At 46.7% G+C, this 18764-nt stretch carries 13 protein-coding genes and 2 tRNA genes; 3 read left to right on the top strand and 12 right to left on the bottom strand.

What is annotated here, in order from left to right; translation table 11 throughout:
• Positions 1-67 precede the first annotated feature (67 nt).
• The 7 genes from CWI76_RS00745 to dnaQ all read right to left on the bottom strand — a co-directional run bounded on the left by CWI76_RS00745 (position 68) and on the right by dnaQ (position 7855).
• The gene (locus CWI76_RS00745) at positions 68-1273 is read right to left on the bottom strand and encodes an EAL and HDOD domain-containing protein (RefSeq protein ID WP_126758480.1); all 1206 of its coding nucleotides are present in this window, start codon (positions 1271-1273) and stop codon (positions 68-70) included.
• A gap of 100 nt (positions 1274-1373) precedes the next feature.
• Positions 1374-3968, bottom strand: coding sequence for a TonB-dependent receptor plug domain-containing protein (locus CWI76_RS00740; RefSeq protein WP_126758479.1), 2595 nt, complete (start codon positions 3966-3968; stop codon positions 1374-1376).
• Between the two features lie 181 nt (positions 3969-4149).
• Positions 4150-6342, bottom strand: coding sequence for a M3 family metallopeptidase (locus CWI76_RS00735; protein WP_126758478.1), 2193 nt, complete (start codon positions 6340-6342; stop codon positions 4150-4152).
• Positions 6343-6454: 112 nt separating this feature from the next.
• A complete protein-coding gene (locus tag CWI76_RS00730) occupies positions 6455-6802 on the bottom strand; it encodes a YkgJ family cysteine cluster protein (RefSeq protein WP_126758477.1) in 348 nt (115 codons plus the stop codon).
• Positions 6803-6841: 39 nt separating this feature from the next.
• Positions 6842-6918, bottom strand: a tRNA-Asp gene (locus CWI76_RS00725).
• A 29-nt stretch (positions 6919-6947) separates the two neighbouring features.
• Positions 6948-7024 (bottom strand) — tRNA-Asp (locus tag CWI76_RS00720).
• Between the two features lie 144 nt (positions 7025-7168).
• The gene (gene dnaQ / locus CWI76_RS00715; protein WP_126758476.1) at positions 7169-7855 is read right to left on the bottom strand and encodes a DNA polymerase III subunit epsilon; all 687 of its coding nucleotides are present in this window, start codon (positions 7853-7855) and stop codon (positions 7169-7171) included.
• Between the two features lie 189 nt (positions 7856-8044).
• Here dnaQ and rnhA point away from each other — a divergent pair, with 189 nt between their 5' ends.
• Entirely contained in the window at positions 8045-8515 is a 471-nt protein-coding gene (gene rnhA / locus CWI76_RS00710; RefSeq protein WP_126758475.1) for a ribonuclease HI, read from the top strand.
• On the opposite strand, the gene CWI76_RS00705 is transcribed toward rnhA, so the two are convergent.
• Both CWI76_RS00705 and CWI76_RS00700 read right to left on the bottom strand, forming a co-directional pair.
• Complete coding sequence (locus tag CWI76_RS00705) at positions 8516-8911, bottom strand: rhodanese-like domain-containing protein (protein ID WP_126758474.1); 396 nt, start codon at positions 8909-8911, stop codon at positions 8516-8518.
• Between the two features lie 9 nt (positions 8912-8920).
• Positions 8921-9667 carry a methyltransferase domain-containing protein gene (locus tag CWI76_RS00700; RefSeq protein WP_126758473.1) on the bottom strand — a complete coding sequence of 249 codons (747 nt, stop codon included), beginning with the start codon at positions 9665-9667 and terminating at the stop codon, positions 8921-8923.
• Between the two features lie 65 nt (positions 9668-9732).
• On the opposite strand from CWI76_RS00700, the gene gloB reads away from it, so the two are divergent.
• Positions 9733-10446, top strand: a complete 714-nt coding sequence (gene gloB, locus CWI76_RS00695; RefSeq protein ID WP_126758472.1) for a hydroxyacylglutathione hydrolase — start codon at positions 9733-9735, stop codon at positions 10444-10446.
• Positions 10447-10487: 41 nt separating this feature from the next.
• Entirely contained in the window at positions 10488-12086 is a 1599-nt protein-coding gene (locus CWI76_RS00690; RefSeq protein WP_126758471.1) for a LysM peptidoglycan-binding domain-containing protein, read from the top strand.
• 3 nt (positions 12087-12089) lie between these two features.
• Here the strand turns inward: CWI76_RS00690 and ligA are convergent, their stop codons facing one another.
• Genes ligA through smc form a run of 3 tightly spaced genes read right to left on the bottom strand, consistent with a single transcriptional unit; the run spans position 12090 to position 18583 of the window.
• Positions 12090-14132, bottom strand: coding sequence for an NAD-dependent DNA ligase LigA (ligA, locus tag CWI76_RS00685; RefSeq protein WP_126758470.1), 2043 nt, complete (start codon positions 14130-14132; stop codon positions 12090-12092).
• A 2-nt stretch (positions 14133-14134) separates the two neighbouring features.
• Positions 14135-15088 (bottom strand): cell division protein ZipA, encoded by a 954-nt coding sequence (zipA, locus tag CWI76_RS00680; RefSeq protein WP_126758469.1) that lies wholly within the window; start codon positions 15086-15088, stop codon positions 14135-14137.
• A gap of 33 nt (positions 15089-15121) precedes the next feature.
• Positions 15122-18583 (bottom strand): chromosome segregation protein SMC, encoded by a 3462-nt coding sequence (gene smc / locus CWI76_RS00675; RefSeq protein WP_126758468.1) that lies wholly within the window; start codon positions 18581-18583, stop codon positions 15122-15124.
• Positions 18584-18764 lie beyond the last annotated feature (181 nt).

Genomic DNA, 18764 nt, shown 5'->3' with positions numbered 1-18764 from the left:
AGTTCAGGACAGAAAAAAGTGGCCCGAATTATAGCAGGATATGCCGGTAATCACTAGCGCTTAGCGATTAGTCAATCATGACATTGTTCAATAATTCATCAACTAAGAAGTGACATTGCTGATAAATATCGAACAAGTCGCCGTGTGCTTCAAGCGAGTTTTTCATAGCCAGATCGTACTCAAAGTCGAGAATTTTCGTTAAATAATTCCCAAGATCGCCGGTATGGTGCAGCACGGCTTCGCGTACATTCTCCGAGATGTGTAAGTCTTGTAAAAACGTGTCTTTGTCGATGCCCACTAGAACATCAGAACCCGACAACAGGCCAACCAAAAATGCCGGACCTGAAAGTCGGTTGAATGGGTCTTTTTTACGTGCAAGTTCACTACACATATAAGCGCGGGTAAGAACCAATTTGGTTTTTGTTGGTGCCTGACCTTTCACCGATACAATTAGCAAAACCCATTTACGCAAGGGCTCTAAGCCCAACAACATCACCACCTCTTTTAACGATTCAATTTGTCGTGTGAGGCCATAGTATGGACTATTTGCAATGCGCAATAGATTCACAACTAACACGGGGTCAGTTTGCAACGCAGCAACAATCTCATAAAGTTCGGGGTCTTCGCTAAATAACTGATTAATCACTAAGGTCAATTGTGTCGCGGCGGCTGACGGAACACGCTTTCCTTCAACCGTTGTTGGACGCGCTAAGTAATAACCTTGAAACAAATCAAAACCGAGCGCTTTATACTCTTCGTAAGTTGTTTCATCTTCGATGCGTTCGGCAAGCCACAACACGTTTAGGTGCTGAAGTTCTTCGAATCGCTGTCGAGCTATATCAAGGGGGGTTTTCTCAATATCAACCTTAATAATTGATGCGTATTCTAGAAGCGGCGTCCAACTATCCTGAAACTCGAAATCGTCTAGAGCGAAACGGAATCCTTTATCAACCCAACGTTTAATAGCATCAACAATTTCGGGGGTTGGCTCGATACGTTCAACCAACTCGACAATCACATGGTTTGGCGCTAACGGTAGGAATAAACCCGACAGAAGAAACTCTGTTGAGACATTGACGCAAACTGGCAGTTTTACGTGCTCGACATAATCTAAAAGTCCAGTGCAGAGATTATATAAAACTTCACTGGTTGCAACACTGTCACCAACCTCAAATGCGCTAATACCGTTTTCATGACGATACAACAGTTCATGCGCATAAACTTCATTATGACGGTTATAAATAGGCTGCGACGCAAATAAAATCTCGGACATATTTGTACTCGATAGATTACAATTTATTTACCATCCTATATATCAAAAAAAGGAGGACAGAGCTAGCTCCGTCCTCCTTTTGCTATCGTTCTTTACGATGTTAGAACTTGAAGTTCACCTTCGCATAAACAAATGCACCACGTGGGTTATGAACACTTGAGGCATAACCATAGAGGTCACCATCTCCATCACCAATTGCAAATGGCGGTTCCTCATCAAGTACGTTATTCGCGCCAAATGTTACTCGAGTGGTTTGGCTAACATCGTAACGCATTTGCAGATCAAGCAGCATCATGGCATCAACTGTGCGCGCTTCACTCGCCTCAACGTCTTGCGGTGACTGATAATCTTCAAACTCGCCGATATAGGTCACAATGGCAGTTGCGCCCCACGCATCACGGCTCCAATCAACGCTACCAATCCAGCGATGCTCTGGGTAGTTATACTCACCCGCATAATCAATGCCGTTCTTCTCAAACTTTGTCATATAGGACCAATCTAACGCGAATTTCAGATCGCCCATATCATCCAATGACATCAAATAGTTTGTTGATAAATCAAGACCACTCGCTTCTTGAGAGCTGATATTGATGTAACTGTTATATAACGTTGAAAGAGAACCGAGTTCTTGCCCTGGCAACGGATCTAAACGAACACAAATGGTACTATTTTGATCGTTACATTCTGCCTCGTACACTAACTCGAAGTCATTGCGGTCAATTTTGTTATCTTGGGTAATCGACCAGTAATCCGCACTAATATCCCAAGCGTCATTGATTTGCCACACGCCGCCAATATTCCAGCTTTCAGATTCTTCTGCCTCCAGATTTGGGTTACCGCTGAAGACAATGGTGTAATCGGTTGCGGCACAAGCTGGATTACTTGGATCAGGTGTCGGACAACGATAGGTATCGGTAAAGAACTGCGATACTTGCGAAGGTCCTAAGCCGATTTGCGCAAGCGATGGTGCACGGAACCCAGTACCTGCCGAAGCGCGCAAGGTAAAGTCATCACTCACGAACCATTGAATTTTACCTTGTGGGTTAGTGCTTGAACCAAAGTCGCTGTAATCATCGTGGCGTACCGCTAAGGTAAGCTCCACAGTATCCGCAACAGGAACCAAGAACTCTGCATAGGCAGCCCATTGATCACGTTCGGCCTGAGCCGATACCGATTCGGTACCAAAAATAAGTCCCCGTTGGAACTGGTCATCTGGCGTATCAACAACATCTTCTTCACGGTATTCAAAGCCGGCGGCCATTGATACATAGTTATCACCTAATTGAAATAATTCACCGGTAATGCTTCCATCTAACGCAGTCAAATGAGATTCGCCACGACGCACGAGGCTGGTTGTGATGGCGTCGATGACAGCTGGATCATTAGTCACCCCGCCGAATGGGTTGTATCGGCCGGCATTGATTTCTTCTTGCAAGAAGTCAGTGCGTACCCAACCTTGATCTTTACTACCGGTTTGTAAACCGCGACTACGAGCCTTAGTTGCCGAAACATCCCAATCCCAAGCGCCAAGCATGCCGCGTAAGCCTGCTACGAAACGCAATGTATCAGATTCGATATCCCAAACACGGTTACCGGCATCGACAGTACGATAGCGATTAATATCAACATACTCACCAAATGGATTATTCGGGTGATCAGCAGGCACGTATAACCCAGCATCGCCATCTAGCGGCGTTGCTGCACCACCAGCTTTTGACGTGTTGTGCTGTACAGCAAACTCAATATAGGCATCAACATCGGCGCTCACTTCAAAGTTCGATAGAACCATGGCACCGACTCGCTCAGCCTCCGGCCAAGTCATTGTAGCGGGACCGTAATCATACACACAGGTTTGACCAAACGTATTCTCTTCTGGACAACCTGGATCAATCACCACTTCGCCATTGAGGATAAAGTTGCCGGGATATCCGCGTGATGAGCGGAAATCGTTACCGCCATAAGGCGCTTGATTCGCTGTACCAAAGCGACCCATTTCACTGCCCATAATCGACGTGTTTCGATAATAGTCAAAGATGACGGTTGTGTTATTACGTCCAGATCCTGTTCCCCAGACCGTACTCATCGACGTTTCATCGTAGCTCGGACCCGTGGTACCACCGTGACTTAAACTCACTTCCATGCCATCGAAATCTTTACGCAAGATAACGTTGACCACGCCTGCCACTGCATCCGAGCCGTATAAAGCTGACGCACCGTCTTTCAAAATATCGATTCGTTCAATTGCCGATACAGGTATCGTATTAATATCGACAAACGAGTTTGCTACCCCTTCGGCAAAAGCAGATACGTTGACGCGACGGCCATTAACTAAGACCAAAGTAGCGTCGGCACCTAAACCTCGCAGGCTGACAGCTGCACCACCATTAGCTGTCGAATCTTGACTATTGCCACGTGTGGAGAACGTTCCTGCACCTGCAGCAGGTGAACGCTCAAGAATTTGTTGGAGATTTGAAAAACCAGACGCCTCAATATCATCTCGAGAGATAACTTCAACGGGAGAAGCGGTTTCCATGTCGGTACGGTTGATTCGCGAACCCGTTACTATAATCCGCTCTTGCGTTTCTTCGACGTTCTGATCGGCTGATTGATCTTGTGCTACAGCAACACTAGGTAGCAATGATGCGACAGCAAGCGCACTTAACGATAAATTAAATGACTTAACTAAACTTGTCATAATAATGTTCCCTGGTTGTTTTATTCATGTGATCAAATGATCATCTTTATTTATGACGTATTTTTGACGAAAGTCAACTTTTCGAGTTTAAACATCATCTTATAAAGAGTATTCAGCTATTTAATAGACAAAAAAAAGGGGTAAAGCCGAAGCTTTACCCCTTTTTAACTTTGTTTTTTTGTTAATCGATTTTCGGTGCCGTTAAACCACGGCGCTCTAGAAGAGCTTCACCGGTAGGTTCTTGACCACGGAAATCAATGTATTGCTGCATTGGATCTTTGCTGTTCCCTTTCGACAAAATCGTGTCGCGGAATTTCTGACCATTTTCCAGCGTCAAGCCACCTTGCTCTTGCATATATTTGAATGCATCAGCAGCCAAAATTTCAGACCACATGTAAGCATAGTAACCAGCTGAGTAACCACCAGCAAATACGTGGGCAAAGAAAGTTGACTTATAACGTGGTGGCACCGCATCAACAGCAACGCCATTGCGCTCTAACGCTGCTGCTTCAAAAGCTGCTACGTCTTCAATGCTCGCCGCAGCTTCCGGCGTTAACGTATGGTATTCGAAGTCCAACAGAGCCGACGCAATATACTCAAGCGTGTCGTAGCCCATGTTAAAGTTCTTCGCCGCCATCACTTTATCCAACAACTCTTTTGGCATTGGCTCGCCAGTTTCATAGTGTTTCGCAAAGTTATTCAACACTTTCTCGTTCAACATCCAGTCTTCTTGGAAAGTTGACGGGAACTCTACGTAGTCACGCGATACTGATGTACCAGCCAATGATGGATACATTACATCCGAGAACATACCGTGAAGACCGTGGCCCATCTCATGGAACATGGTGCTTACTTCGTCAAAGCTCAAGAAGGTTGGGCCTTCCGCTGCTTTTTTAATGTTTTGGTTGTTCAAGATGACTGGCTTCTGATCAAGCAAGTTTGATTGACTAACAAATGAACTCATCCATGCTCCACCACGCTTACCATCACGGGTAAACCAATCGCCGTAGAATAAGCCAAGTGTTTCACCATCGATATCTTTGACTTCGTATACGCGTATGTTGTCACCGTAGGTTGGAATATCGTCACGCTGATCAAAGGTAATACCGAAAAGCTGGTTCATTGCAAAGAATACACCATCTTCAACAACACGGTTGAATTCAAAGTATTTCTTCACTTCTTCAGCGTCTAGCGCATATTTTTCAGCGCGTACTTTTTCCGCATAGTATGCCCAATCCCACGGCTGTACTTCGAAGTCGCCGCCTTCTGCGTCAATCATCGCTTGGATTTCGGCTTTCTCCGCTTCAACATTACTAACTACCGCTGGTACCAAATCACGCAGCATTTTTTGCGCAGCTTCTGGCGTACCGGCCATGCTAGTTTCAAGTACGTACTTACCCCAGTTATCGTAACCTAAAAGCTGAGCTTTTTCGGCACGCAACTCAGCAAGACGCTTCACTAATGGGCGGTTGTCCGTCTCAGTATTACCCGTACCGCGGTAAGCTGATGCTTCCCATACGCGTTGACGCAATTCACGATTTTCTAGCGATGAAAGAATCGGCTGACGTGTCGTGTTAGTAATAGAAATAGCATACTTACCTTCATGACCTGCCGCTGCTGCAGCATCTGCAAGTTGCTTAATTTCTGCATCACTCAAACCAGCAAGCTGTGCTTTATCATCAACAACAACCATGTTCTCTTTTGCAAGATTCATCAGGTTACGTTGAAACTCGGTGGTTAAAGATGAAATTTCGCTATTAATTTCACGAATTTGTGCTTTCGCTTCGTCGTTTAGTTCAGCGCCAGCACGAACAAAACCTTTGTAAGTATCTTCAACCAAACGCAGTGCTTCGCCTTCAAGACTGTCACGGTTTTCATAAACAGCTTTCACGCGCGCAAACAATTCAGGGTTCAACATAATGTTGTCACGGTGCGCAGCCATTTTTGGTGCTAATTCACCTTGCAGTGCACGCGTATCATCGTTGCCATTAGAGCCCGCGACGTTATAAAACACTGAAGAGACACGGCCTAGCAATGCACCTGATTTTTCCATCGCTACAATGGTATTTTCGAACGTTGGTGCTTCAGGATTCGTTGCGATAGCCAAAATTTCTTCAGCATGTTCAGCCATACCAGCTTCGAAAGCTGGCTTATAGTGCTCAAATTTAATCTTTGAAAAGTCAGGAGCATTGTATGGCAGTGTGCTCTCTGCATAGAATGGATTGCTTTGATTAAATTCAGCAGACTGCGCTTGTTGAGTCTGCGACTGTTCAGTTTGTGCAGTGTCAGTTACTTGCTGTGTTGCATCTTTATCTGAACATGCGGCAACCGTTAATGCCGCACCAATAGCAACAGCGATGAGGCTCTTGCGCATAATGATTCTCCCTTGTGATTGTATTTAACCGTACTAATGTACCCCTCCTAGCAGCAACGCTCAAGAGCCGTTCATGGCACAATTGTAACAATTTGCCCCAATCTGCTGGCTTCTAGGCTACTTCTTGCACAGGAATAAGCTGACTTAGGCCATATTTTGCACGGGCTTTATCACAATAAGGATTAGAACCGTTCACCGACATATCAAATTCGCGACATGGGCTAGGTCGATTGGCGTAAATAGAGCAGCTGACTTGTTGCCCAACATTGCCTTCAAGTGCAACGCAACGAGGTTTTTTCTGATTGGTGCCTTGCATGCACAACAAATGGGGATGAAAAGATTCGGTCAGTTCGCTTGGAACATAGCCTTCCGGAGCGCCAGTAGCTTCGCCCCAATAAAACGACACACGATAAGACGCGCAGCAAGCCCCACACGTCAAGCAGGCGTTAGCCAAACTCATCGCACGACACTCCAATATAGAAAAGATAATCGTTTGAAATGGCGGAGCGGACGGGACTCGAACCCGCGACCCCCGGCGTGACAGGCCGGTATTCTAACCAACTGAACTACCGCTCCGCAGCGGTATGAAACCAATTTTAGGAAAGTGGCGGAGCGGACGGGACTCGAACCCGCGACCCCCGGCGTGACAGGCCGGTATTCTAACCAACTGAACTACCGCTCCGCTTTCCTAATTCCGAGTTTCCCGGATGGGTCCCCCTGAATGCGGAGCGAATATTACGAGCGCCGGATTCTATCGTCAACCTTTTTTTTCAACTTTTGATTCGTTTGCATGAAAAATCGTCAAAACAGTCAAAAACAAGATGTTTTATGACCAAATCGAATTCTCAATTAACTTTAAACGAGCTTGATGTTGTTGCTCTTCTTCAGCCGTTGCCCGCACGACTTTCAGTGGCGGCTTATTTTCAATACGTGTCCAACCACTGCTTTGTGCACCTTGCGCATTTTTGTTTTGTGCTGCTAATTCAAGTTTGGTTTGGCCACCTGTCATCATCAGATAGACATCAGCCAACAACTCCGCATCTAACAATGCGCCGTGGAACGTACGATTAGAGTTATCAATGCCATAGGCTCGACACAGAGCGTCGAGGTTGTTTTTCTGCCCTGGTCGCTTTTCACGCGCCAGCATTAAGGTATCAAGGACTGTACAGTAATCTGTTGTTTTCCCAATCCCGTTGCGAAGCAGTCGAAATTCATGGTCAATAAACCCCACATCAAACGCTGCGTTATGAATCACTAACTCAGCACCCTCAATAAATGCGAGGAATTCATCCGCGATTTGCGCAAACACCGGCTTGTCTTCAAGAAATTCATTTGTAATACCGTGAACTTCTATCGCTTCTTGTTCAACCACGCGCTGCGGATTGATATAAACATGGAAGGTGCGACCGGTAAGCTTTCGACGAATCACTTCTACCGCACCAATTTCAATAATGCGGTGCCCTTGTGCGGGGTCTAAACCTGTGGTTTCTGTATCAAGAACTATCTGTCGCATGGTGATTCCGTTATTCGTTATTCGTTATTCGTTATTCGTTGTTCGTTGTTCGTTGTTAGTGTGCTTGTTTTATCGAATTGGAACAAGTAAATACATTTAAAATTATCTAACGCACTTTAATCTATATATCTGTTAGACTCGGTTTTTCGAATGACGAATAACGAATAACGAATAACGAGTAACGCTCTCATGTCTAAGAAAGTGCATATCTATACCGACGGCTCATGCCTTGGCAACCCTGGTCCTGGCGGGTACGGAATTGTTATTGAGTATGGTGAACATAGAAAAGAGCTGTCTGCTGGCTACAAATTAACTACCAATAATCGAATGGAAATGCTAGCCGCGATCAAAGGTTTAGAAGCGCTTAAAAGACCCTGCGATGTGATCTTAACCACCGATAGTCAATACCTGCGTCAGGGGATTCAAACGTGGATACATAACTGGAAGAAAAATGGATGGCGCACATCCGCTAAAAAACCAGTAAAGAATGCCGATTTATGGCAAGCACTGGATGCAGCCTGCCAACGTCATACAATTCGTTGGGACTGGGTAAAAGGCCATAACGGTCATCCGCAAAACGAACGTTGCGATGAATTAGCCCGCGCCGCCGCTGAAAGTTCAAAGCTTCTTGACGACACGGGATTTGTACCGAATGATTAATTACTCGCCAGCCACCTGCGGATATTTAGCCTCTTCCCAAGCTTGCATACCACCAGCAACTGAAATCACTTTAGCTTGATCGAATCCCATACGAACAAGTGATTCCGCGGCTAAGGCTGAGCGCCCCCCTGATCGACAAATCAAATAAAGCGGCTCTGCGGCAATACGCTGCAGTGCATCGTCATAACCTGCTACTGCTGGGTGTTGATTAATCTGCATTTCTAGAACACCTCGCGGCATATTTACGGCTTGGCGAATATGACCAGCGGCGAACTCACCTGGCTCACGCACATCGACCACGCGTGCGCCTTCAGCAATCTTTTGCTGTAATTCGTGAACATCAATTTCAGAAACATTTGAACGCGCCTGTGCGCATAACTCCTGTGAACTTAACATCAACAACTCCTATTTAGGTTCCATATCAGGTGATTTAATTCGGTTCGCTAACGGTACTGCATTCACGTGCGGCTTAGCTCGCTGCTTGTGACGAATCACCGTTAACGGAAACTCTCGTTTTCTAGCGACGATGTAGTACATGGCACCAACTTGCGGAATGAATCGAGATACATGCGTTAAACCTACGCTCGCCGAAGCCGTTTTCGAAAACATCATCGTTGGTGCAACATAACCGCTATCAATAATTTCAAAATTTAACAGAGCTAGCCAATCATTAATACGTGCTTTACTAAAATACCGCCCACACCAAGGTAACTTTTTTACATTTGCTGGCCATACACCAGTCATAATGGCTGGGCTGAGTGGGTTAAAGCCCGCTAAAATAATGTGCCCATCTGCAATAAGACTGCGACTTAACTCTCTTAGTACTTGGTGTGGATCTCGCTCAAATTCAAGTTGACCGATCATCATGATCGCATCAAGTACTCCCTCAGCAAATGGCCAGTATTCAAGATCGGTTCGGATATTAGCTTCCCCGGTAAGAGCTGCTGAAAATTGATGTTGAACGCGCAAGTCTGGTAGCTCTACGCTTTTGGCGAGTTGCCCAACGCGGGCAAAGTAATAACCAAACACCTTGGCACAATGCGGTGCCAATGCCTTACTCAATTCCGCCCTCATCCACTCACCATGAGGTAGTTGCAACCAACTAGTTGGAGCCGTCGCGGCGCTCGCCCGACGTGCTGGCATTAACATCATTGCTTGCCCCCTTTATAATCTGCACCTATAAAGTGTTAATACCCATTTAACTTTTAGGTGACTTCATGCATGTAGCGGCCATTCCTGCCTTTGATGATAACTACATTTGGGCAATTCAGCCATACACTGGTGCTGACGCGATTATTGTTGACCCAGGCGAAGCTGAGCCTGTACGCGATTGGTTACGTGGCCACGATGTAGGGATTATGGCGTTCTTTATTACCCACCATCATTGGGATCATACCAACGGCTTAATCGATCTATTAAAAGATCATCGAGTTCCGGTTTATGGACCTAAGGGCGGACATATTCAGGGAGTCTCTCATCCATTAGACCACCTTGACCGATTTTCAGTTGCTGGGGACGATCGCGAATACACCGTATTTAGCACCCCTGGACATACCCTCGACCATATCTGTTTCTATACCCCTGGCCATGCTTTTGTCGGAGATACATTGTTCTCAGCTGGTTGTGGACGCATGTTTGAAGGTACTCCTGAACAGTTTCACAAATCTTTACAGTGCTTAGCTGAACTCCCCGACTCAACCAACGTCTATTGTGCTCATGAGTATACTGCCGCAAACCTCGAGTTTGCTCTTGCTGCCGAACCTGAAAACCAGGAAATCCAGCAATATAGCGAGCAGGTGAAGGCATTACGTGAACATGGGTTAAAGACATTACCCAGCACAATTGGCCTCGAAAAACAGATTAATCCGTTCTTGCGGGCAACAACGGTTGACCATTTTGCTCGATTACGACAGTGGAAAGACCAGTTCTAATCCCGTAAACTGCCAGCAATTTAGAGTTTTGGAATGATTACATGAAAAAATGGTTAGCTATCGCAATATCTTCAAGCATTCTCAGTGGTTGCTCTTCTTTTCCGTGGCAAAATGAATCGGAAGCGGTCGATGTAGCCGTACAAACAATACCGGAAGTGCCCGTTGCATCGCCGGTTGATGAAGATTCCGAAACGAAGCAAGAAACTATTAGCGAAGTGGCCGAGGTTGAATTAACGCCGCAACAAGAAGCTGATTTGTGGTTACGAATTAAACGGCAGCTTACATTCGAAGCGCCAGAAGTTCCGCGCCTCGTCAGTCAACGTAACTGGTATCTCAATAATCCAACGTACATGGAACGGGTAGCTAAGCGCGCACAACCTTTTATGTATTTAATTGTTGACGAAATAGAGCGACGTAACATGCCCCTCGAATTGGCATTGTTACCGATAGTCGAGAGTGCGTTTGACCCGTTCGCATACTCTCACGGTCGTGCCGCAGGTGTTTGGCAATTTATACCCGGAACAGCACGCCATTATGGCCTCGAGATCAACTGGTGGTATGACGGACGCCGCGATGTTTACGCAGCGCCCCATGCGGCGCTGGATTATTTGGATGCACTGCAAAAACGTTTTGACGGCGACTGGCTGCATGCACTCGCAGCTTATAACTCAGGCGAAGGTCGCGTTGCTAACGCCATTCGTAAGAATAAACGAGCAGGCAAACCAACCGATTTTTGGTCGCTCGATTTACCGCGCGAAACCCGAGCCTATGTGCCTAAATTGCTTGCATTAGCCGATATATTGAAAAACTACGATGACTATGCGCAGCACTGGCTCCCTATCGACAATAAACCGTATCTAGCGATAGTTGAAGCGCAAAGCCAAATCGATTTAGCAAAAGCAGCGGAAATGGCTGAGCTCGACTTAGACACGTTACATCATTACAACTCGGCGTATAACCGCTGGGCGACCGACCCAATTGGTCCTCATCGGTTATTACTTCCGATTGAGCATGCCGAGAAACTGCAAGCGTGGTTAACAACGGCAGATAACAAAGACCTTGTTCAGTGGACACGTCATAAAGTGAAATCTGGCGAAAGTTTGCTCGTTATCGCCAAGCAATACCACACCACAGCGAAAGCGATTCAGCAGGCTAACAATATTTCAGGGCATATCATTCGCGCTGGCGATCATTTACTCGTGCCGGTTGCTACCCGTGATCTCGATGATTACAGCTTATCTGCAGACCAACGATTAGTGACCAAACAGTCACAGTCTCGAGGTGCTTACAAAGTTGAACACGAAGTTGTACGTGGCGACACGCTTTGGGATATTAGCCGAGAGTACAATGTCAACTTACGTAAATTAGCAAGCTGGAATGGCATGGCACCGACCGATCCGTTGCGGCCGGGAAGAAAACTTGTCGTCTGGTTACCGCAATCCGAAAAGCCATCTGGTGTGGTTCGCAGTCTCAATTATAAAGTTCGTTCCGGCGATTCGCTTGCTCGTATCGCATCGAGATTCAATGTCACAATTAATGATATTGAGAAGTGGAACCAAATTAGCCGTAGTAATTATTTGCAACCGGGTCAACAACTCAAGTTATATGTCGATGTAACCCGGCTCAATACACAGTCTTAAGAATTACTTGAGGAGGTCGATTAAATCGGCCTCACTCAAAATTGTCACGCCCAGTTGCTCCGCTTTCGTTAGTTTAGAACCCGCATTATCACCAGCAATAACCGCTGTTGTTTTTGCCGACACACTTCCCGAAACTTTTGCCCCTCTCGCTTGCAGTGCTTGTTTCGCCTCATCGCGCGTCATTTGCGTTAACGTACCTGTTAAAACATAAGTATTTCCGGACAATGTCGCTTCACTTTCGGCAAGTTTTTCAACCGCAGGCCATTGAATTCCAAGCTCAATTAACTCGTCAATGACTTGCTGATTATGCGGCTCTCGGAAAAACTGATATATATGACTAGCAACTATCGCTCCGACATCATTAACTTGCTCTAGCTGCTCGAGTGTGGCCTCAGCGATAAGGGATAACTCACTAAAGTGAGTTGCTAAGTTAGCCGCCGTAGCTTCGCCAACTTCTCGTATGCCGAGAGCGTATAAAAAGCGCGGTAATGTTGTTTGTTTACTTGCACCGATAGCAGCAACTATTTTTTCAGCAGATTTTTCCCCCATCCGCGGCAAGTGAGCCAGCTCACGTACACGAAGGCGATATAAATCTGCGGGCGACTTAACCCAGTCACGTTCTACCAATTGTTCAATTAATTTGTCACCTAACCCATCGATATCTATCGCCTTACGTGATGCAAAGTGTTTTAACGCCTCACGACGTTGGGCTGCACAGATAAGTCCTCCAGTACAACGAGCCACGGCCTCACCTTCGGCGCGTTCGATATGCGACTCACATACGGGACAATGTTGCGGAAATACAATTAACTCGGCATGTTCAGGACGGCGTTCATGAACCACCTGAACAACTTGCGGAATTACATCACCGGCGCGGCGAATAATCACTGTATCGCCGATACGAATGTCGAGCCGCGCTATTTCATCAGCGTTATGCAACGTTGCATTTGAAACGGTCACCCCGCCCACAGCCACTGGTTCCAAGCGAGCGACTGGCGTAATTGCGCCGGTACGTCCTACTTGAAAATCAACGCCCCGAATAATGGTTAGTTCTTCTTGAGCTGGGAATTTCCATGCGATTGCCCATCTCGGCGCTCGCGATACAAAACCTAAATCATTTTGCAAAGCAATCGAGTTTACCTTGAGCACAATGCCATCTATTTCGTAGCGCAAATTTTCACGGCGCTGCAGAATATCCTGATAGTAGGTGTAACATCCTGTGGCCTTTTCAACGACCGTAATTTCCTCACTAATTGGCAACCCCCAACGCTGTAATTGCTGTAAACGCTCAAAGTGCGTTGGAGCTAACTCAGAATCTTCACTAACGACACCCATGCTATATGCATAAAAATGCAACGGTCGACGGGCGGTAATACGACTATCGAGTTGGCGCAAGCTGCCGGCCGCAGCATTACGTGGATTGGCAAATGTTTTCTCGCCAGCGGCAGCGGCCTTTTGATTGTATTGTTCGAAGGCATGGGTTGGCATGAACACTTCGCCACGCACTTCGAGCCGCACCGGAAAGTCTTCTACAAGTTGCAAAGGAACATTTCGAATCGTGCGTACGTTGGCGGTAATATCTTCACCAGTTTGTCCGTCACCGCGCGTGGCAGCACGAACCAGCACACCCTTCTCATAAAGGAGACTAACCGCAGCACCATCTAGCTTAGGCTCGCAACAAAATGCAATATCATTGGCGCTATCAAGGCGCTCAGTAATTTTTTTTACAAACGCATTAAACTCTTCTTCTGAAAATGCGTTATCAAGGCTCAACATCGGTGTTTCATGTTCAACCTGAGTAAAAGCATCTAATGCCTGCCCACCGACTTTTTGCGTGGGTGAATCGGGATGCCATAACTCTGGATAATCCTGCTCTAATTGCTGCAGCTCTCGGAACAACCGATCATATTCTGCATCGGGCACTGAGGGCTCATCAAGCTCGTAGTATTCACGGTTATAGCGAGTTAAGAGGTCACGTAAATAAGCGGCACGCCGCTCTTGTTCTGGCGACGCTTGCGACGCATCATCAAATAAATCTTTGGTCATGACTAGTTTTGCTTAATTAGACGTTTACGTTCGAACTCGCGGATACGCTGATGAATGTGCTGCAAGGCCTGCCGCGTTAAAGGATTGCGATGTTCGTCAAGTACTTGACCGCGACCTACCGCCGCGGCCAGTTTCACCGCGGCGTTGTGCATCATGTTAAAGGCCTGCAATGAGTTACTTTTAATCGGCAACGCCAAAAATAATGCGACACCTTCTGTATGAAATGTTTCGATGGTATCGATATTGAAGCTGCCTGGGTTAAACATGTTCGCTAGACTAAAAAGTACAGGGCCATTGCCAGCCGTATCAACATGGCGATGGAAAATATCAAAGTCACCAAACTTAAAGCCAAGTTCGGTCATTTGCTGTAATAAGATTGCCCCTTCAATATTACCCGTTACGTGCAATACGATAACCTCTTCAGGTTCTTCGGTAATAATCGGTTCGTCATCATTGCGCTCAAGCGGCAAATCCATACTTTGCTGCGCTGGCTGCGGGCTTGTTTCGGCCTTTTCTGCTTTCTTCGGTGCTGGTTTCGGTTCAGTCTTCGATGTTGATGAACGTGCGTGAACCTCCTCCGCTTCGACATTGACTTCAGGCAAATCTAACTCGCCATCGTCTTCGGTGGCACGTATTGTTGGAGTTGCAGATTGCGGGCGCTCTTGTTTTGGTGTTATCGGTTTTTCAGTCTCCGAGGCATCGCTGCGCCGCTCAGGCTTGTTGATGGATGTACCGCTCTCAGCTGAAGTACCCGCCGTGCGTTTAACAACCCGTACTTCGCCAATACCATCATCATCAAAATCACCTGCACTTGCCCGCTGGCGTTTTTGTTCAACGGCTGCCGCGCGCTCACGTTGAAGCTTTTCATTACGGCGAATCGTCCACACACCATGCCCCACAATTGCGGCAATTAGCACTAATCCGATGATACTAAACACAATCTGCATCGTACTCATAACATGCTACTCACTTGCTTATTCGTTTTTATATTAGGACGCTTCTGTGAGCGCCACGGCTTCGTCTATATCCACTGCGACTAGCCGTGATACGCCGGCTTCTTGCATGGTAACCCCAGCCAAATGCGACGCCATCTCCATCGCCACCTTATTATGACTGATATAAATAAATTGAACCGTCGCCGACATTTCTTCGACGAGTCGACAGAAACGCCCAACGTTGGCATCATCCAGAGGCGCATCCACTTCATCAAGTAAACAGAACGGCGCTGGATTCAATCTAAAAATTGCAAAAACTAATGATAAAGCTGTTAATGCTTTTTCACCACCCGAAAGCAAATGAATTGTGCTGTTTTTCTTTCCGGGTGGTCGCGCCATAATCGTGACACCGGTTTCGAGCAAATCATCGTCGGTTAATTCGAGATAAGCACTGCCGCCGCCAAACACTTTTGGAAATAGCTCCTGTAAACCACTATTTACCGCATCATAGGTTGCTCGAAAACGCTGGCGCGTTTCTTTATCAATTTTACGAATTGCGGTTTCAAGCGTTTCTAAAGACGATGATAAATCTTCATGTTGTTGATCTAAATATTCTTTTCGCTCTGCCAGAACTTCTGCTTCTTCAATGGCAGCTAAGTTAATGGCACCCAAACGTTGAATCGAGTTCTGTAAACGCTCAAGTTCTGCTTGCCAAGCTTTTTCATCAGCTTCTTCTGATAGCTGCTCGAGTACCGGTTTTAACGGTTGCTGCATTTCTTGAAGCACAGCCAATACGTTGCGCGTGCGTTCCTGTAACGCTGCTAATTCCATTTGGCTACTTTGCAGTTTAGCGCGTACTTTCTCAATTTGCCCTTGCACCCCTTGTGCACCGGAACTAATTTCTCGAATTTGTGCCTCTTGCTCACTGAGACGATTCGCCCATTCTCGACGCTCTTCATCGACTTGTTCTCGCCGTTGAATAAGCTCTTCGAGTTGTAACGCCAACATTTCCAATTGCTCCTGACTATCAACGTCAGGTTCGCCTATCATTTTGAGTTGCTCTTGAGTTTGCTGTTGCTGGGCTTCGATTCGACTCATCAGCGTTTGCAAATGATGTCGTTGAGACTCAATTTGCTGAGCTTGTAACATTAACTCCTGATGCGTCTTTTGCGCCACGTTTAACGCATTCTGGGCTTGCTGGCGAGCGGCTTGAAGTTGAGCGCGACGCTCTTGCCAATCCCCGTCTTCGCTATGCTGCTGCGGCTCATGCAACAACTCATGTTGCTCCGACAATTCTTGCAGTTCAACCTGAAGTTCTTCAAGCTTCTGTTTTAACACGACTTGTCGCTCTTCAAGGTCGTGCTGCTTACCAACCACGATATCGCGTTGCCGCTGTTGCCACTGAAGCTTCTCTGTACAACTAAGCAACTGCCCTTGAATTTCACTTAACTGTTCACGCTGCTGCTCACGTAACTGCTGTAATTCGGCATTTGTTGACTTCGCTTGTGCTAGCGTTTCATTTACCGCCATGAGTTGCTGTTCAAGTTTGTCTAACTCAACAACGACGGTCTGTAACTCTTGTTGCTGCGCAATCTGGCTATTTTCGGCCGCTACTTGCGGTGCTTGATAACCAGCAATAGACCAGCGCTGTCCTAACTGATTAATCATTGCGACAGAGGACACATCAGCCGCCGCATTGGTATCGCCAGAGCAGCTGATCTGATTGAGTATCTGCCAGTGTCGTAGCGGCCCCGAAACTTGTTCAGCTAGACTGCCTTGATTAACTTTCTCATTCTGTAATACAACAAGCTTGGCGCCCAAATGGTTGGGCCAATGCTGTGGGCGGTCTTTCAATACCCAAGCGTCGAGCCAGTCGCCCACGACCTGTTCAGATGCTAACTGCCAGTCTGCATTAACTTGAAACAGCTCACGTACTTGCCCTAGTGGCTCAATGCCTTGCTCTAGCAGCCACTGGCGAACAGCCGTTGGCCAATCCTCCGCTTGCGCTGCTTGAAGTAAATGCTCAAGCGAGCTTTGCCGCCCTATCAATTGTTGCTGTGTACTTTGGAGCTGATCTCGTTGAACGTTAAGCTGTTCGATATTGGCGACGGTAGCGGCGATCCTTGCATCTGTTTCGCGCAATTGCTCCTGGAGTTCTTCGCGGGTAAACGATAATTCGTCCGTTTGTTGTTGTAATTTAGTATCCGAAACTTCGGCAAGCTGTTGCTGCAGCTCGATTAATTCGGCGGTGGTACGCTGTAATTCATCTTGGTGACGTTGTATCTGATGATCCACGCGTTGCTGTTGCAGTTGCACTTGTTGCTGCTGGTCGCGCTGGCGCTGCAATTCATTTAAATGGATTTGATAGTCATCCTGCCACTGCAACCACGCCTGCTCTTCTAATTCGAGTCGAGCTTGAGTTTCTTGCAGCTGTTGCTCAGCCAATTCCACTTCTGGTGCAAGTTCCTCGCGCTGCTGTTCAAGTTCCTGCCACTGCGTTTTATCATCTTGTAACGTCTGTTCGAGCTGGGTTAGCTCTGCCTGCAGCTGGTGTCGACGTTGCTCGCGCTGCTGTTGCTGCTGACGCACCCCCTGCAACTCATGTTCATGACGAGTGATGTCATTACCAAGCTGATAGAACTGCTGTTGAATAGCATCTAATTTTTGTTTGGTTTCTTCGGCTTGCTCACGCAGTTCTAGTGTACCGCGCTCACTACCGCGTTGCTCAGCTAACCAACGTTCAAGCTCCGTTTCTTGCTCACGAATCGTCGCTCGAATTTGTTCAGCTTGTTGTTCTTGTGCTAGCCATCGCAACGCTTGCAACTCAGCTTTGTATTTTCGTTCTTGTGCTTTGAGGTCTTTATACCGCCGTGCCGCGGCAGCTTGTCGCTGCAGTTTGTCGAGTTGGCTACCTAACTCATCACGAACATCATTTAAGCGATCAAGGTTATCGCGGGTGTGTTGCATGCGATTTTCGGTTTCGCGCCGACGTTCTTTATACTTCGAAATGCCCGCCGCCTCTTCAATAAAAATTCGCAGCTCTTGTGGCTTAGATTCAATGAGTCGCGAAATCATACCTTGTTCGATAATGGCATAACTACGCGGGCCGAGGCCGGTTCCTAAGAATAAATCGGTGATATCACGACGACGGCATTTACTGTTGTTGAGGAAATAATCTGAACGGCCATCGCGGGTAACCAAGCGCTTGACTGAAATCTCCGCATAATTTGCATACTCGCCCTGAATACGCCCCGATGCATTGTCGAATACCAGTTCGACACTTGCTTGAGAGACCGGTTTGCGAGAGCTTGAGCCATTGAATATGACATCCGTCATGGCATCGCCACGCAGATTTTTCGCCGAGCTCTCTCCTAGAACCCAGCGAACCGCATCTATGACGTTTGATTTGCCACAACCATTAGGCCCAACTACGCACGTCATCTGATGTGGAAATGGAACCTTGGTGGGGTCTACAAACGACTTAAAACCAACCAGTTTAATATGTTTTAGGCGCATTTATAATCGTTGTCATTTCGCTACCAAAAAGAAGAAACATCCCGTGTTTAAACATCGCATCGACATTAGCAGATAATCCGCAATTTTGTAATAGCTTTACACGTTCTAGAATGATTAACTAACGCTTACATTTTCAAGAAATTAGTAATCGTTTCGCAGGTTATAATCAATCCATCTACGT

The sequence above is a fragment of the Pseudidiomarina marina genome, assembly GCF_003987045.1.
GTDB lineage: Bacteria > Pseudomonadota > Gammaproteobacteria > Enterobacterales > Alteromonadaceae > Pseudidiomarina > Pseudidiomarina marina.
Note: the sequence above shows the minus strand (reverse complement) of the source record. Positions and strands in the feature narration are given on the sequence as shown.

Bases quoted from the DNA above. Each gene is read 5' to 3' on its own strand.
- CWI76_RS00735 (WP_126758478.1), bottom strand. From the start codon at position 6,342: ATGCGCAAGAGCCTCATCGCTGTTGCTATTGGTGCGGCATTAACGGTT.
- smc (WP_126758468.1), bottom strand. From the start codon at position 18,583: ATGCGCCTAAAACATATTAAACTGGTTGGTTTTAAGTCGTTTGTAGAC.
- zipA (WP_126758469.1), bottom strand. From the start codon at position 15,088: ATGAGTACGATGCAGATTGTGTTTAGTATCATCGGATTAGTGCTAATT.
- CWI76_RS00745 (WP_126758480.1), bottom strand. From the start codon at position 1,273: ATGTCCGAGATTTTATTTGCGTCGCAGCCTATTTATAACCGTCATAAT.
- rnhA (WP_126758475.1), top strand. From the start codon at position 8,045: ATGTCTAAGAAAGTGCATATCTATACCGACGGCTCATGCCTTGGCAAC.
- CWI76_RS00705 (WP_126758474.1), bottom strand. From the start codon at position 8,911: ATGTTAAGTTCACAGGAGTTATGCGCACAGGCGCGTTCAAATGTTTCT.
- dnaQ (WP_126758476.1), bottom strand. From the start codon at position 7,855: ATGCGACAGATAGTTCTTGATACAGAAACCACAGGTTTAGACCCCGCA.
- CWI76_RS00700 (WP_126758473.1), bottom strand. From the start codon at position 9,667: ATGATGTTAATGCCAGCACGTCGGGCGAGCGCCGCGACGGCTCCAACT.
- CWI76_RS00690 (WP_126758471.1), top strand. From the start codon at position 10,488: ATGAAAAAATGGTTAGCTATCGCAATATCTTCAAGCATTCTCAGTGGT.
- gloB (WP_126758472.1), top strand. From the start codon at position 9,733: ATGCATGTAGCGGCCATTCCTGCCTTTGATGATAACTACATTTGGGCA.
- CWI76_RS00730 (WP_126758477.1), bottom strand. From the start codon at position 6,802: ATGAGTTTGGCTAACGCCTGCTTGACGTGTGGGGCTTGCTGCGCGTCT.
- ligA (WP_126758470.1), bottom strand. From the start codon at position 14,132: ATGACCAAAGATTTATTTGATGATGCGTCGCAAGCGTCGCCAGAACAA.
- CWI76_RS00740 (WP_126758479.1), bottom strand. From the start codon at position 3,968: ATGACAAGTTTAGTTAAGTCATTTAATTTATCGTTAAGTGCGCTTGCT.